Raw genomic sequence first — 14356 nt, 5'->3', positions numbered from 1 at the left:
CGGGTTGTGGAGTCTGGGTTGGACGATTGGCTTGCGAGGTGGCGCAGATGTCCCAGCCGGGTGGACAAATGGCAGCGGCGCTGGACGAGGTCGACCTGAAACTGATCGCTGAGCTGAAGAAAGACGGCCGCGCTTCGATGCGTGCCCTCGCCGAACGCGCGCACATTTCGCGGGCTGGTTGCTACACGCGCGTGGAGCGGCTGCACCGCGAGGGCGTGATCACGGGTTACGCGGCGGTCACCGATCCGCGCCGGATGGGGCAGGGCCTGGCGGCGTACGTGTACCTGAAGGTCACGCAGAACTCGTGGCGCACGGTGAGCGCGGAACTGAAGCACATCCCGGAAATCGAGCACGGCGGCCTGGTGTCCGGGGACAACGACCTGATCCTGTTCGTGCGGACCCGCGACGCGGACAGCCTGCGGGACTTGGTGTTCGAACGGCTGCAGTCCATGCCGGACGTGCTCTCGACGCACACCGTGCTGGTCTTCGACGAGCTGTGACTTCTCGTCAGGCCGGTTTGACCAGGTAGACCGCGAGGCGGAGCACCCCGGTCGCTTCGAACGGCATCGGCGTGCGGCGGTAACCGGCCCGTTCGTAGAGGGCGATGTTGCGCTCGCTGGCCGCGCCGGTGAGGAGAACGTACTGCTTCGTTTCCGGGGGTGCGTGGCGCTCGGCGTGCTCAAGGAGGAACCGGCCGAGGCCGCGCCCGGCCAGATCGGGCGCGACCATCAGCCGGCCGATTTCCCAGCTGTCGCTGTCGACGGTGCGGGCCCGGACCGCGCCGACCAGCCGGTGCCCTTGCCGGACGACCCAGCCGTGCCAGTTCTCGATCGACTTGCGGACCTCGGCGAGGTCTTCGGTGAGCGCCGGGTGCTCCAGGGTGTTGTTGAGCAGCGCTTCCTGCACCCAGCAACACCGCTGGAGCACCATCAGCTCGGCGGCGTCGTCCGGGGTCGCGGGGTGCAGGGTCGCGCCGGGGAGGGTTTCGAGGTCCACCTGTCCTGTCTAGCCAGGAACCCGGGTCAGGGCAATGGTTCAGGAGCCCAGGACGAACTCCGCGCCGAACGGGTCGCGGATGGTCACCATGCGCCCGTACGGGCTGTCTTGCGCTTCGACGATCTCGCCGCCGTGTTCGACCGCCCGGGCACCAGCCGCGTCCGCGTCGGTGGACAGGAAGAGGGTTCCCCAAGCCGGAGCCGGGGCGGACTGGTCGCCCATGATGCCGCCGATTTCGTGACCGTCCGGACGGCGGAGGAAGGTGAAGTCGACGCCGGGCAGGTCGTCGTTGCCGTCCAGGGTGAAGGAGAAGACCGTGCAGTAGAAGTCGCGCGCCGGCTGGGGAACGGGCGTGACGAGGTCGTTGCGCATCAGGGCGCTGGGTTCGTTGACGAGCCGGGTGCCGGGGAGCTTGCGGCCCTGCCAGATCCCGAACCGCGCACCAGTCGGGTCTTCCGCGACGGCGACGCGGGCGTGGTCGCTGTCGTCGCGGGGTTGGTCGAGGACCTTGCCACCTGCGGCGATGACGGCTTTGGCGGTGGCGTCGCAGTCGTCGGCGGCGAAGTAGACCGTCCACGCTGGCCGGGGGTCGGCCGCTTGGCGCAGGCCGGCGACGGGGAGGTCGCGCAGCAGGCAGTGGTCGCCGTCGAAGGTCCAGCCGAGGACGGCGCCGTAGAAGCGTTGCGCGCGGTCCAGGTCCGGCACGGTGAGGTCGATCCAGGTCGGGGTGCCGAGCGGCTGGTTGCGGTCGACGGTGCTCATTGCGGTCCCTTCGTCGGTGATGTCGGCGACGTTAGGGGCTATTGCGGACAGCTGCGGTCCTCGGCAGATCGCTCAGAATGTGGGAGAAGGTGGCCGCGCGCGGTTCGGCGCACGCATTCTTGATCAGGTACCCCGGATCGGAATGGCAGGCGAGAATGAGCACGTCCCCGCTCGAAAACCCCGCCTGGGCCGCGCTGAGCGGCCCGGACGCGTCCTTCGCGGAGCAGAAGGGGCAGGTCCTGCGGTATCAGGCGGACGTTTCGCCGTTCCTGGCCGTGCCGGACCAGCCGGACGAACGGGTGTGGCACGACATCGCCGACCTCGTCGGCCCCGGGGTGTCGGCACTCGTGGTCGGCGGCGTCCGGCTTCCGCCGCCCGAGGGCTGGACGGTGGAGGCCGAAATGGCCGGTGTCCAGATGGACGGTTCGGCCGCCCCGGCGGCCGCCGACCCGGAAGCGGTGCGGCTGACCGAGGCGGACGTGCCGGAGATGCTCGACCTGGTGGCCCGGACGAAACCCGGCCCCTTTCTGCCCCGGACGATCGCCCTGGGCACCTACCTGGGCATCCGCCGCGACGGCGCGCTGGTGGCGATGGCCGGTGAACGGATGCATCCGCCGGGCTGGACGGAGATCAGCGCGGTGTGCACCGACCCGGCGTTTCAGGGGCAAGGGCTGGCCGCCCGGCTGGTCCTCGCGGTGGCCGCAGTGATCCGGGAACGCGGGGAACGACCGTTGCTGCACGCCGCCGCGACGAACACCGGCGCGATCCGGTTGTACGAGAAGCTGGGGTTCCGGCTCTCGCGGGAGATGGTGTTCGGCGTTTATCGGACTCCTGAGTGGTGATCCGCCGTTCCGGCGAGGAGGTCGGCTAGTCGGGCCGGGTCCAGCAGCGGGTCGATGTGGCCGACCGGCAAGGTGTGGACGTCGAAGGGGTTTTCGGGGGTCAGCGCATCGGCCTCCTCGATGAAGTGGTCTTGCAAGGCGAGGGGCAGGCTGGCGTCCGCGGTCAGCCGGACGTAGGTGTGCGGAAGCCGTCCCCAGGCGGCTGGATCTACGAGGTCGGTGCCCGCGTCTCGGGATTCGTCGGGGTCGAGGGCGGCGAGGAAGGCGACGACGTCTGCCTCGGTGCCATGGACGGTCCAGGCGCGTTTCAGCGCGGCTGGGTCTGCGGTGCGCCAGTTCATCCGCACTGCGGCTAGGCGTTGTGGATCGCCGACGGGGGTGAGGCCGGGCTCAGTCTGCGGCCGGAAGGCCGGGGTGGCTAGGTAGTCGGCCGCGGTGCCGGTGACGCAGCACCAGGCGGAGACGTAGACGGTTCGCGCCAGCAGATCCGGGACGGCGTTCGCGACGCTCGTGACGGTGAAACCGCCGCGACTGTGGCCGACCAGGACGACAGGCCCGTGTTCGCGCACGCGGCGGACGAGGCCGACGACGTGTGCGACGTTGTCGGCATGCGTGACACCAGCCATCGGTGATGGCTCTTCGGCGAACGTGGCCAGGTCTTGGGCCTGGTAGGCGGTCGAGAACCCGGCGGTGCCGTGGCCGGGGAGGTCGACGGCCAGCGAGCGCTGGCCGCGCAGGGCCAGCTCGCGCTGGAGCGCGCTGAAGCAGCGGCCGCTGGCGTGCGAGCCGGGCACGAGGACGAACGTGGGCTGCATACGGGGATTCTTCCTGGTTCGGGCGATGCCTGGTGTCCATTGTGGATCTAGGGGGAGTTAGGGGTCGTTGCGCTTGGTGGGCGCGGTTACCGTGGATCGGCGAAGAAGGATCCGTGGCCGGGTCGTCCCGGCGCAGACGTCGGAAAGGCGGTGGGACGACATGACGGGTAGTGCGAACTCCGACGAGGACAGCTGGTTTCGCCGCTTCCACACGTCGCCCGAAGCGAAGGCAAGGCTGGTGTGCCTGCCGCACGCCGGAGGTTCGGCCCCGTTCTACTTCCCGGTTTCGCGGGCGCTGACCCCGGACATCGAGGTGCTGGCGGTGCAGTACCCGGGCCGCCAGGACCGGCGGCACGAACCGTTCCTCACCACCATCGACGCGCTGGCCGACCGGATCGCCGACCTGCTGCGCGGCCGCGACGACCTGCCGCTCGCGCTGTTCGGGCACAGCATGGGCGGGATGATCGCCTTCGAGGTGACCCGGCGGCTGGAGGCCGCCGGCACCGCGGTGGACACGCTCTTCGTGTCCGGCCGCCGCGCGCCGTCGCGGCATCGGAACGAGAACGTGCACACCCGCACCGACGACGGCGTGATCGACGAACTGCGCCGGTTGAGCGGCACCGAAATGGACCTGCTCGGCGACGACGACGTCGTGCGGATGATCCTTCCCGTGGTGCGCAACGACTATCGCGCCGTGGAGACCTACCGGTACCAGCCGGGCGAGCCGCTGGCGACCCCGGTGGTCGCGTTCACCGGCACCGACGATCCGGTCGCCTCGGTCGACGAGGTCCGGTCGTGGGGCGAGCACACCTCGGCGGGCTTCGAGCTGGTCCCGCTCGCCGGCGGGCATTTCTTCCTGACCCGCCACCAGGACGTGATCCTCCGGTATCTGACCGATCGGCTTGTCGACAAGGGGCGTGCGCATGTCTGAGGCATTGGCGGTCGGATTCGACAGCAAACTCGAGGAGCTGCGGGAGATCAAGGACGCCGCGCGGCGCGGCCCGGACGACGCCGCGACCGCCCGGCAGCACGACCGCGGCAAGCTGACCGCGCACGAGCGCATCGAGTTGCTGCTTGACCCGGGCTCGTTCACCGAGATCGAGTCCCTGCGCCGGCACCGGGCGACCGCTTTCGGCCTCGAACACCGGAAGCCGTATTCGGACGGCGTGGTGTGCGGCTGGGGGACAGTGTACGGGCGCACGGTTTTCGTGTATGCGCACGACTTCCGCATCTTCGGCGGAGCGCTTGGCGAGGCGCACGCGCAGAAGATCCACAAGGTGATGGATCTTGCCGCGTCGGCCGGCGCGCCGTTGGTGTCGCTGAACGACGGAGCTGGCGCGCGGATTCAGGAGGGCGTGACAGCGCTCGCCGGGTATGGCGGCATTTTCCAGCGCAACACCCGGTCTTCGGGGGTTATCCCGCAGATCTCGGTGATGCTTGGCCCGTGTGCGGGCGGTGCCGCGTATTCGCCCGCGTTGACGGACTTCGTGTTCATGGTGCGCGAGACCTCGCAGATGTTCATCACCGGCCCTGATGTGGTGCACGCGGTGACCGGCGAGGAGATCACCCAGAATGGCCTCGGCGGCGCGGACGTGCACGCCTCGACGTCGGGTGTCGCCGCGTTCGTCTACGACGACGAGCCCAGCTGTCTTGAGGACGTGCGGTATCTGATTTCGTTGCTGCCGTCCAACAACAACGAGGTGCCGCCGGTGGAGCCGACGGCCGATCCGGCGGACCGCCGCACGGACAAACTGCTCGAGGTGGTGCCGACGGACGCGGCTCGCGCGTACGACATGTGCGCCGTGATCGAGGAAATCGTCGACGACGGCGAGTTCCTCCAGGTGCACGCCGGCTGGGCGACGAACGTGGTGTGCGCACTGGCCCGGCTGGACGGGCACGTGGTCGGGATCGTGGCGAACCAGCCGGCGACGCTGGCCGGGGTGCTCGACATCGAGGCGAGCGAGAAGGCCGCGCGGTTCGTGCAGACGTGCGACGCGTTCAATATTCCGTTGGTGACCTTGGTTGACGTGCCGGGCTTCCTGCCCGGGGTGGACCAGGAACACGGCGGCATCATCCGGCACGGCGCGAAGCTGCTGTATTCCTACTGCAACGCGACGGTGCCGCGGGTGCAGGTGATCCTGCGGAAGGCCTACGGCGGCGCGTACATCGTGATGGACTCGCGGTCGATCGGCGCGGACGTTTCGCTGGCGTGGCCGACGAACGAGATCGCGGTGATGGGCGCCGAGGGCGCGGCGAACGTGATCTTCCGCCGCGAGATCAACGCCGCCGATGACCCGGAGGCGGTGCGGCGGCTGAAGATCAAGGAGTACAAGACCGAGCTGATGCACCCGTACTACGCGGCCGAACGCGGCCTGGTCGACGACGTGATCGAGCCCGGCCGGACGCGGGAGATGCTGATCCGGTCGCTGGCGATGTTGCGGGCCAAGCACGCCGACGTTCCGGCGCGCAAGCACGGGAACCCGCCGATGTGATCACGACGGTCTGGGTCTCGGGTCGGGGAACGGATGCGGCGATGGGGGCTGGGGTGCTGACGGGGCTGGGGTCGGGCGGTGGTGACGGGCTTGCCGGGGGCGAGGGGTCGGGTGGGTCGGCTGGTGCTGGGCCGGGGATTGCTTCGGGTGAGGCTGCTGGGTTGGGGCTTGCCGGGGCGGTCGGCGGAGGGCGTGTTGGGGTAGCGGGCGGAGATTCGGCCAGTGCTGGGTTGCTTGCTCGGGGAGGAGCGGCTGGGGTGGGTCTTCCTGCGGAGCGGGGTGGGTCGGCTGGCGTGCCGGGTGCGGCCAGTGCGGGATTGCTTGCAGGGCAGGGAGAAGCGGCTGGAGCGCGTCTTCCCGCGGAGCGGGGTGGGTCGGCTGGCGTGCCGGATGTGACCAGTGCGGAACTGCTTGCCGGGCAGGGGGAAGCGACTGGGGTGCTGGGCGGTTCGGGCGTGGCTGAAGTGGGTCTTCCTGCGGGGCAGGGCGGGGACGATGGTGCACCGGTTGGTTCGGGTGCGGCCAGTACGGGATTGCTTGCGCAGGGCAGAGCGGTCGAGGTGCCGGGCGGCCTGGATGCGGCTGGAAAGCGTCCTTGTCCAAGGCAGGGAGAAGCGGCTGAGGTGCTGTGTGGTTCAGGTGCGGTTGGGACGCTGCTTCTGGCAGAGCACAGCGAAGCGGGTGCCGTGACGCGTGGGCCGAGTGCGGCTGGGGTGGGTCTTGTGGCAGCGCGGGGTGGGTCGGCTGGGTTGGCATCTGCTGAGGAGTGCGGTGAGCGGCGTGATGTATCGGTAGCGCCCGCAGTGCGTGTGGTGCGTGGGAATCCCGACGACGTTGAGGTGGCTGCGTTGCTGGTGGCGTTGGCCGCAGTTGGTCAGGGCAGCGGTAATGGGCGCGGAGAAACCGTGGTGCCGTCACCACGGCAACCGTCGACAAGGTTTGTTCCGGCGACGAGCTGGCGGGCTCGGTAGCTTGGTCCGCGGAGGACGCGGAGGACACCGCGAACACGGAGGACGCGGAGGGGTGGGGCCCGCATCGGCGCAGGGCGGTGCGGGCTTTCCGTAGCAGGGTCTTTCCTGTGCGTACGGCAGCGTGGAATGTCGGTCTTCGGCTCGGGTGCGGTGCCGGTTTCGGCCTCGGTGCGGGGTACAGGGACTGGCAGTGGGCGGAGAAGCCATTGCGCCACAACAGAACAACTACATCGTCCACAACGGACGAAACGGGGACGGGTCCAAGATCCATACCTCAAACCTACCGCCGTCGATCGAACATCTGCACGGTATCGATCCGGTGAATCAGGCGTGCACGGCGGTGCTGTCCAAATAGGTCAGCACCGCGCGGATGCGGCGGTTCTGGTCGCGGCTGGCGTCCAGGCCGAGTTTCGCGAAGATGTTGCTGATGTGGTTTTCCACGGCTCCCTGTGTCACCACCAGGGCCTTGGCGATGGCCGTGTTGGACAGGCCCTGTGCCATTTGGGCCAGTACCTCGGTTTCCCGGGCGGTCAATGCTTCCAACGGGTCTCGGCTGCGCGAGAGCATCTGCGCGACTACGTCTGGGTCGATCGCTGAGCCTCCGCCGGCGACGCGGCGGACTGCTTCCAGGAAGTCGGCGACGTCGGCGACTCGTTCCTTCAGCAGGTAGCCGACGCCGGACGTGCCTTCCGCGATCAGGTCTACCGCGTAGCTTCCTTCGACGTACTGCGACACCACCAGCACTGGCAGGCCGGGGATTTCCTTGCGGGCGGCCAAAGCCGCGCGCAGGCCCTCGTCGGTGAAGGTCGGGGGCATCCGTACGTCGGCGATCACCAGGTCGGGGCGGTGGGCCCGGATGGCGACCAGCAGGTCGTCGCCGTTGTCGACCGCGGCGGCGGTTTCGATGCCGACGTCCGCGAGCAGGCTTTGCACCCCGGCGCGCAACAGCACCGAGTCTTCAGCGATCACGACGCGCATTTCTCTTGCCTCCACAACAGGTTCACCAGCGGACGGGCAGATCGGCCCGTACGACGGTCGGGCCGCCGACGGGGCTGACGACGGTGAGCACACCGTCGATCGTGGCGGCTCGGTCGGCCAGTCCGGCCAGGCCGCCGCCGGGGCGCATCGAGGCGCCGCCGTGGCCGGTGTCGGTGATTTCGACGACGACGGTGTCGTCGTCGCGGGTCACTCGCACGGACGCGCGGTCGGCTCCGGAATGTTTGGTCACGTTCGTCAGCGTTTCGCTCACGATGAAGTAGGTCGTCGTCTCGACAGGTGCGGGCGGACGGGGTTCTACGGTAACCTCGACTTCAACAGGGATAGGCATTCTTGCGGTGAGAGAAGACAACGCGGCGTCCAGGCCACGGTCCTGGAGCACCGGCGGGTAGATGCCGCGAGCCAGGTCGCGCAGCTCCGAAACGGCGAGTTTGGCGTCGGCGTGCGCGGCTCCGATGAGTTCGCGGACGGCGGTCGGGTCGTCGAGGTCGAGTTTGAGCTGGGCGCGGCCAAGGCTCATCGCGACGGACACCAGCCGCTGCTGGGCTCCGTCGTGCAGGTCGCGTTCGATCCGGCGCCGTTCGGCTTCCACCGCGTCGACTCCGCGTGCTCGCGAGTTCCGCAGCTGCTGCGTGCGCGCTTCCAGTTGCGCGGTGCGGTTCGGGCCGAGGAACGACGTCGCCAGTTCGCCGTGCATCGCCCCGATGCGCGGTGCCACGAAAATACCGAAAGGAGGTACCGCGGTGGACACGACGCCCGCCACGAATTCCACGATGCCCAGCGGAAAAGCGATGAGCACGAAGGCCAGCTCGCTCCAGGTGGCGGCGTCGAGCAGCCGTGCCTGCCACACCGCGAGCATGCCGGGGCCGGCCGGACGGCGGCGGACCGGTTCGGTGATGGTCACGCCGAGCATCTGGCGTGCCCAGCGTCGTTCGAAGGCGCAGTACGAGCGCATCAAGGAGGTCGCGACCAGCAGAACGGGAATGCCGATCCACAGCATCGTCGTGGCGACGCCGACCAGCATTGTCACCAGGATCAGCACGAACGCGACGAGCCGGATCGGGAGGCTCAGCACGAGAAACCCGATCGTCCGCATGGTCGGTGGCCGCGTCACGGGCATAGCGCGATCCTTTCCAGTTCCGGGACGAGGTCGTCGAGCGTCGGCGTCGCCAGCATCTCGTCGCGCACCTTGAGCGCACACTCCTGAAAGGACGGTTCTTCCAGTAGCCGGCACACCCCGTCGCGGACGCTTGACGGCGTCGCGTCCTCGGGGTCCACCAGCAATCCGTTGCCGCGCTTCACCTGAGCCACTGCCGAGCAGCGTTCGCTCCACGTGGTGCCCGGGATGACCAGCTGCGGGACGCCGTTCACCGCCGCGGTGCTGATCGTCGCGCCGCCGCCCCGGTGCACGATCGCCGAGCACGAGGCGAGGAGTTCGTTCACCGGCACGGAATCGACCGCGCGGACGTTGTCTGGGATCGTGTGCGCGGACCCGGGCTGGCTCGCGGTGAGTGTGGCGATCACTTCGAGGTCGAGGTCGGCGAGCCCGTCCAGGAGGTCTCCGACGGAGATTTCCCCGCCGCCGAGGGTGAGCAACACCCGCGGCCGCTCCGGACGCTCCAGCACCCAGGAGGGGACCGCCATCGGCTTGTCCTGCGGCACGAACCGGGTCGGGAGGTAGTCGACGTCCACGCCGTCGTAGCGCAGATAGGACGGATGGCAGTCGATGGTCCGCACGCCGTAGCGGAGGGTTTCGTCGTAGTCCGCGCCGAATCGGCCGACCGCGGCGGACATCCACGCCACGAACGGGTCTGGCGGGGTATCTTCGGCGCGGCTGGCTCTCAGGTCGCGGTACTGCGCGCCGATGCGGGCGGTCTGGTCGGCGGCGTACATCATCCGCAGGTGCGGCACCCCGACGGCGTGCGCGACGATCGGCGCGGCGTAGACCAGCGGGTCCCACACCACGAGGTCCGGCTGCCACTGGCGGGCGAAGCGGACGAGTTCGTCGAGCAGCGAGTCCGGAGTGGTCCAGCGGAACACGTCGACCCAGTGCTCGTAGACGTTGCGCACGTATTCGTCGGTGTAGCGCTCGGGACGGCTTTCGCAGAGCCGGAAGTCGCCCTGCCTCGCGGTGTTGCCGTCGACCTGAAGCTGGCGGTGCCGGGCGATGTCGAGTTCTTCGCCGAACCACATGGTGTCCAGCCCGGTTTCGGCGAACGACGCGACCGCGCGCGGATTGCGCTGCCCGACGAAGCGGACCTCGTGCCCGGCCGCGGCCAGCGCCCAGCCCACCGGCGCCATGCTGTGAACGCGCTTCCTCGTCGGGAAGGCCATCAGCATCACGCGCATCGCGGCGGCTCCGAGGTCGTAGGCGCAGGAGGACAAGGGAAACGGTAGGGCCGCGTTAGCGCCCCGCCCACCCGGTAGGGGACCCCTGAATCCGGCGCGGCGAACGGGATTTGGCTCGGCTTTAGATGCCCCTTAGGGGCTAGTGGCGCGCGGGCCGCGGCGGATAGACAGGTAACCGGATCCGGCCGCGCCGCGGCGGACCGGACGAGGGAAACGAACGAGGTGATGAGCATGGCCGTGGCGCCAACCGCGAAAGGCTGGGTCCCGTTCGGCGAGCACCGCACCTGGTACCGGGTCACCGGCGAGCTTGCCGGAGCGGCTCCCGCCGTGGTCGTGGTGCACGGCGGGCCGGGCAGCACGCACGACTATCTGCTGAGCCTGACCGAACTCGCCGGTGATGGATTCCCGGTCGTGCACTACGACCAGCTCGGCAGCGGAGGGTCCACCCGGCTGCCGGACGCCGGGCCCGGGTTCTGGAATCCGGAGCTGTTCGGCGACGAGCTGGACAATCTGGTGCACCGGCTCGGCATCGAGGACAACTACGTCCTCTATGGACAGTCGTGGGGCGGCCTCGTCGTCGCCCGGCACGCCGCCGAACGCCCGGACGGGCTGCGCGGGCTGGTGATCGCCAACTCGCCGGCGTCGTACGAGCTGTGGCGCAGCGAGATGGACCGGCTGCGCGCACTGCTGCCGCCCGGCGTTGACGAGGGACTGCGGGCGCACGAGGCCGCCGGCACCACGGACACGCAGGAGTACTTCGACCTCATGCGCGTCTTCTACGACCGGCACGTCTGCCGCGTGCTGCCGTGGCCTGCCGACTATCTCGCCTCGTTCATGGAGATGGCCGACAACAACACCGTCTACTCGGTGATGAACGGCCCGAGCGAGTTCACCGTCACCGGCACGCTCGCGGACTACTCGGTGATCGACCGCCTCGACGACATCGAGGTGCCGACCCTGCTCATCTCCGGCGCGCACGACGAGGCCACCCCGGCCACCGTGCAGCCGTACTACGACCGGATCCACGACGTGCGCTGGGAGATCCTCCCGGAGTCGAGCCACGTCCCCCATCTCGAGGAGCCGGAACGGTTCCGCGAAGTCCTGCTGGGATTCCTGCAGGAAGTCCATGCTCCCGCCGAAAGAGAGGTCGCCAGTCATGGATGAGACCAGCCAGGCCGGATCGGCGGTCGTGTTCCCGGGAATGAGCCCGTGCCGGTTCGTCGACTTCGGCAAGTTCCTGCTCATCAACCCGTTCGCCCGCAGGCTCATCAAGGACGCCGACGACCGGCTGGGCTACTCGCTGGTCGACCGGTTCCGCGAGGCCGAGGGCGACTACTCCGAGTACGCCCAGGTCGGGTTCATGCTCACCTGCGTCGCGCTCGCCGAATGGGCCGAGCAGGAGTATGGGATGAGCCCGGACTACTGCACTGGCCCGAGTTTCGGCGAGAAACCGGCCAGTGTGTACGCCGGTTCGCTGACCTTCCCGGACGCGGTGTGGATGACCGCGAAGCTCGCGCAATGCCTCGACGAGTTCTTCGCGACCGAGCACACCGACGTCGTCACGCACTCGTTCGTCCGCACCCCGGAAGAGAAACTGCACGACGCGCTGACCGAACTCGAGGGGCGCGGCGAATGGTCGGACATCTCCTGCTACATCGACCACGACTTCTACATGGTCTCGGTGCGGGAGCGGAACCTCGACTGGCTCAAGCAGACCGTGCGGAGCATGGGTGGGCTGTCGCTGTACACGATGCGTCCTCCGCTGCACTCGCGCGCGTTCGGCGCGTTGCGGCGCAAGGCCGAGGACGAGGTGCTCGGCGGCCTCGACTTCCATGATCCCCTCCTTCCGATCGTCGCTGACCAGGACGGTTCGGTGCTGCGGTCCGGCGAGCAGGTCCGGAAGATGCTGCTGGACAGCATCGTCGAACCGCTGCGCTGGCCGGACGTCGTCTCGTCGCTCGAACAGCTCGGCGTGCGCAAGCTGTGGGTGGCCGGGCCGGACACGCTGTTCGGCCGCGTCCGGGCCACCACCAGCCGGTTCGAGGTGACCACGGTGAACCCGCGGCTCGCGCTGCAGCCGCGGCGGCGCGGCGCGGGTCCCTCGCGGGTCAGCTAGCCGGCTGCAGCTTCGACAGCGTGGCCCAGAGACGTCCGGGGTTCTCGAACGTCTCCAGGTTCAGCGCGTCGTCGGAGAACCGGACGTTGTACTGCTCCTCCAGCACCGCCAGCAGTTCCACGGTGGCGAGCGAGTCGAGGCCGTACTCCTTGAGCGGGGTCTCGGCGGTCAGCGCTTCGTCAGCGGGAAGAAACGGCAGGTACGGGCGGAGGGCTTCGTCGAAAGAGCTGTCCCACATGGCTACTCCGGTGGCTGGGTCGGGCACTTCACCAGGCAGGGAAACCGACCGCCCGGTTCGGTTTTGAACCTTACCCCGCGCCGCCGCTCCCGGGCGACGCGTCGGCACCCCTATTACCGATCCGACCACAAGAAGGCCGACCCCCGACCCGGCACCCAACCGTTGCTACGAGGCCACGGGGCCGTAACTGTGGTCGGGTCAGCAGGAATCGGCACAGTTACGCGGAGGACCACGATGGACACGACGACCACCTCGGGACTGCACGCGCGGTTTCTGCGCGGGCTGGCCCGTTCCGAGTCCCGTCCGGCGGTGAGCGTCGGCGGGGAGACCTTCACCTACGGCGAGCTGCACGAGCGGGCGTTGCGGTGGGGCGGTGCGCTGGCCGAGTCCGGCGCCCGCACGGTAGGGGTGCTGGCCGGGAAGGGAGTCACCGCCTACGCCGGGATTCTGGCCGGGCTGTACGCGGGGGCCACGGTGGTCCCGTTGCGGCCGGACTTCCCGGCGGCCCGGACCGCGCAGATGGTCGAGGCCGCGGAGGTGGACGCGATCCTCTCGGACGAACGCGGCCTGACCGTCGCTCCGCCGGTGAAGACGCTGCTGGCCCCGGAGGCCGGCAAGTGGCAACCGGCAACAGCGCTCAGCGAGCCCAGGTCCGTGCGGCCGGAGGACTCCGCGTACGTGCTCTTCACTTCGGGGTCCACTGGGCGGCCGAAGGGAGTCCGGATCGGGCACGGTTCCACTGAGCACTACTTCGGCCTGCTGGACGCGCGGTACGACTTCACGCCGGACGACGTCTTCTCTCAGACGTTCGATCTGAACTTCGACTGCGCGATGTTCGACCTCTTCTGTGCGTGGGGCGCGGGCGCGGAAGCCGTGGTCCTGCCAGGCGCGGCGTACCGGAACGTGCCGGCGTTCGTGGAAGAACGCGGCCTCACGGTGTGGTTCTCCACGCCGAGCGCGATCGACCTAGTGCGCCGCACCGGTCGGCTCACTCCGGATGCGATGCCCGGTCTGCGGTGGAGCTTCTTCGCAGGGGAAGCGCTGACCGTCCGCGACACCGCGGATTGGCGGGCGGCGGCGGGCAACGCCGTGACCGAGAACCTCTACGGGCCCACCGAGCTGACCATCACGGTCGCTGGGTATCGGTGGGACGACGAGGAAACTCCGCGCGTCGCGGTGAACGGCGTGGTGCCGATCGGCGCGGTGCACGAGGGACACGAGTACCTGCTGCTCGACGAGAACGAGGCGGGGGAGGGCGAACTCGCCATCGCCGGACCGCAGCTGACGCCGGGGTACCTCGACCCGGCCGACGAGAAGGGCCGGTTCCTCGACCGCGACGGGCAGCGGTTCTACCGGACCGGTGACCGCGTGCGCCGCCTCGGTGGGGACGACCTGGCGTACCTGGGTAGGCTCGATTCGCAGGTGCAGGTGCTCGGCTGGCGGGTGGAGCTGACCGAGGTGGAGCACGCGCTGCGGGACTGTGGCGTCGACGCGGTGGCGCTGGGCGTGCAAGGCGACAGCGGGACCGAGTTGTTCGTCTTCTACACCGGGCCGCGGCGGCCGGTGATCGAGATGGTGCGCGCGTTGCGGGCGGTGCTGCCTGAGGGAGTGATCCCGCGGCGGTACGAACACGTCGAGGAGTTCCCGCTGAATTCCAACCGCAAGATCGACCGGAAAACCCTTGCCGCGCGGGCCGCGGAGATCCTCAGCCCGGTGCCGGCCTGACCGGCAGACTGCCAGCTAGGGGCCGTTAGGGGTGTGGATCACCGCCTGCGCGCG

15 protein-coding genes are annotated in these 14356 nt (G+C 69.2%); 8 read left to right on the top strand and 7 right to left on the bottom strand.

The genetic code is table 11. The features are described from left to right. Window positions 1–47: 47 nt before the first annotated feature. On the top strand, window positions 48–500 hold the full coding sequence (locus RPX00_RS02705) for an Lrp/AsnC family transcriptional regulator (RefSeq protein WP_235079332.1): 453 nt from the start codon (window positions 48–50) through the stop codon (window positions 498–500). A 7-nt stretch (window positions 501–507) separates the two neighbouring features. Here RPX00_RS02705 and RPX00_RS02700 read toward each other — a convergent pair whose 3' ends face one another. Both RPX00_RS02700 and RPX00_RS02695 read right to left on the bottom strand, forming a co-directional pair. After that, window positions 508–996, bottom strand: a complete 489-nt coding sequence (locus RPX00_RS02700; RefSeq protein ID WP_406637120.1) for a GNAT family N-acetyltransferase — start codon at window positions 994–996, stop codon at window positions 508–510. Window positions 997–1035: 39 nt separating this feature from the next. Beyond that, window positions 1036–1758, bottom strand: coding sequence for a VOC family protein (locus tag RPX00_RS02695; protein WP_406637118.1), 723 nt, complete (start codon window positions 1756–1758; stop codon window positions 1036–1038). Window positions 1759–1913: 155 nt separating this feature from the next. Between RPX00_RS02695 and RPX00_RS02690 the strand changes: the two genes are divergently transcribed. Further along, window positions 1914–2600 carry a GNAT family N-acetyltransferase gene (locus tag RPX00_RS02690; RefSeq protein WP_406637116.1) on the top strand — a complete coding sequence of 229 codons (687 nt, stop codon included), beginning with the start codon at window positions 1914–1916 and terminating at the stop codon, window positions 2598–2600. Here the strand turns inward: RPX00_RS02690 and RPX00_RS02685 are convergent. Next, window positions 2579–3415 carry an alpha/beta hydrolase gene (locus RPX00_RS02685; protein WP_406637113.1) on the bottom strand — a complete coding sequence of 279 codons (837 nt, stop codon included), beginning with the start codon at window positions 3413–3415 and terminating at the stop codon, window positions 2579–2581. The genes RPX00_RS02690 and RPX00_RS02685 overlap by 22 nt on opposite strands. Before the next feature lie 160 nt (window positions 3416–3575). On the opposite strand from RPX00_RS02685, the gene RPX00_RS02680 reads away from it, so the two are divergent. The 3 genes from RPX00_RS02680 to RPX00_RS02670 are packed head-to-tail and all read left to right on the top strand — an operon-like array spanning window position 3576 to window position 6878. Further along, entirely contained in the window at window positions 3576–4346 is a 771-nt protein-coding gene (locus RPX00_RS02680; protein WP_406637111.1) for a thioesterase II family protein, read from the top strand. Next, window positions 4339–5907, top strand: a complete 1569-nt coding sequence (locus tag RPX00_RS02675) for an acyl-CoA carboxylase subunit beta (protein WP_406637109.1) — start codon at window positions 4339–4341, stop codon at window positions 5905–5907. The genes RPX00_RS02680 and RPX00_RS02675 overlap by 8 nt, the downstream gene beginning before the upstream one ends. A gap of 41 nt (window positions 5908–5948) precedes the next feature. Beyond that, complete coding sequence (locus RPX00_RS02670; protein ID WP_406642738.1) at window positions 5949–6878, top strand: acyl-CoA carboxylase epsilon subunit; 930 nt, start codon at window positions 5949–5951, stop codon at window positions 6876–6878. Between the two features lie 324 nt (window positions 6879–7202). Here the strand turns inward: RPX00_RS02670 and RPX00_RS02665 are convergent, their stop codons facing one another. The 3 genes from RPX00_RS02665 to RPX00_RS02655 are packed head-to-tail and all read right to left on the bottom strand — an operon-like array spanning window position 7203 to window position 10259. After that, a complete protein-coding gene (locus RPX00_RS02665) occupies window positions 7203–7856 on the bottom strand; it encodes a response regulator transcription factor (protein WP_406637107.1) in 654 nt (217 codons plus the stop codon). A 22-nt stretch (window positions 7857–7878) separates the two neighbouring features. Next, entirely contained in the window at window positions 7879–8994 is a 1116-nt protein-coding gene (locus tag RPX00_RS02660; protein ID WP_406637104.1) for a sensor histidine kinase, read from the bottom strand. Then, on the bottom strand, window positions 8985–10259 hold the full coding sequence (locus RPX00_RS02655) for a nucleotide disphospho-sugar-binding domain-containing protein (protein WP_406637102.1): 1275 nt from the start codon (window positions 10257–10259) through the stop codon (window positions 8985–8987). Before RPX00_RS02655 ends, RPX00_RS02660 begins: the two co-directional genes overlap by 10 nt. 195 nt (window positions 10260–10454) lie before the next feature. On the opposite strand from RPX00_RS02655, the gene RPX00_RS02650 reads away from it, so the two are divergent. Both RPX00_RS02650 and RPX00_RS02645 read left to right on the top strand, forming a co-directional pair. After that, window positions 10455–11387, top strand: coding sequence for a proline iminopeptidase-family hydrolase (locus tag RPX00_RS02650; RefSeq protein ID WP_406637100.1), 933 nt, complete (start codon window positions 10455–10457; stop codon window positions 11385–11387). Beyond that, window positions 11380–12339 carry an ACP S-malonyltransferase gene (locus RPX00_RS02645; RefSeq protein WP_406637098.1) on the top strand — a complete coding sequence of 320 codons (960 nt, stop codon included), beginning with the start codon at window positions 11380–11382 and terminating at the stop codon, window positions 12337–12339. Before RPX00_RS02650 ends, RPX00_RS02645 begins: the two co-directional genes overlap by 8 nt. On the opposite strand, the gene RPX00_RS02640 is transcribed toward RPX00_RS02645, so the two are convergent. Next, window positions 12332–12577, bottom strand: coding sequence for a phosphopantetheine-binding protein (locus RPX00_RS02640; RefSeq protein WP_406637096.1), 246 nt, complete (start codon window positions 12575–12577; stop codon window positions 12332–12334). The two genes, RPX00_RS02645 and RPX00_RS02640, sit on opposite strands and share 8 nt — an antisense overlap. A gap of 234 nt (window positions 12578–12811) precedes the next feature. Here RPX00_RS02640 and RPX00_RS02635 point away from each other — a divergent pair, with 234 nt between their 5' ends. Beyond that, entirely contained in the window at window positions 12812–14302 is a 1491-nt protein-coding gene (locus RPX00_RS02635) for an AMP-binding protein (RefSeq protein WP_406637094.1), read from the top strand. Window positions 14303–14356 lie beyond the last annotated feature (54 nt).

It is taken from the genome of Amycolatopsis sp. WGS_07, assembly GCF_045278895.1.
Taxonomy (GTDB): Bacteria; Actinomycetota; Actinomycetes; order Mycobacteriales; family Pseudonocardiaceae; genus Amycolatopsis.
The sequence above is the reverse complement of the archived record's forward strand: the minus strand, read 5'-3'. Positions and strand labels throughout refer to the sequence as shown.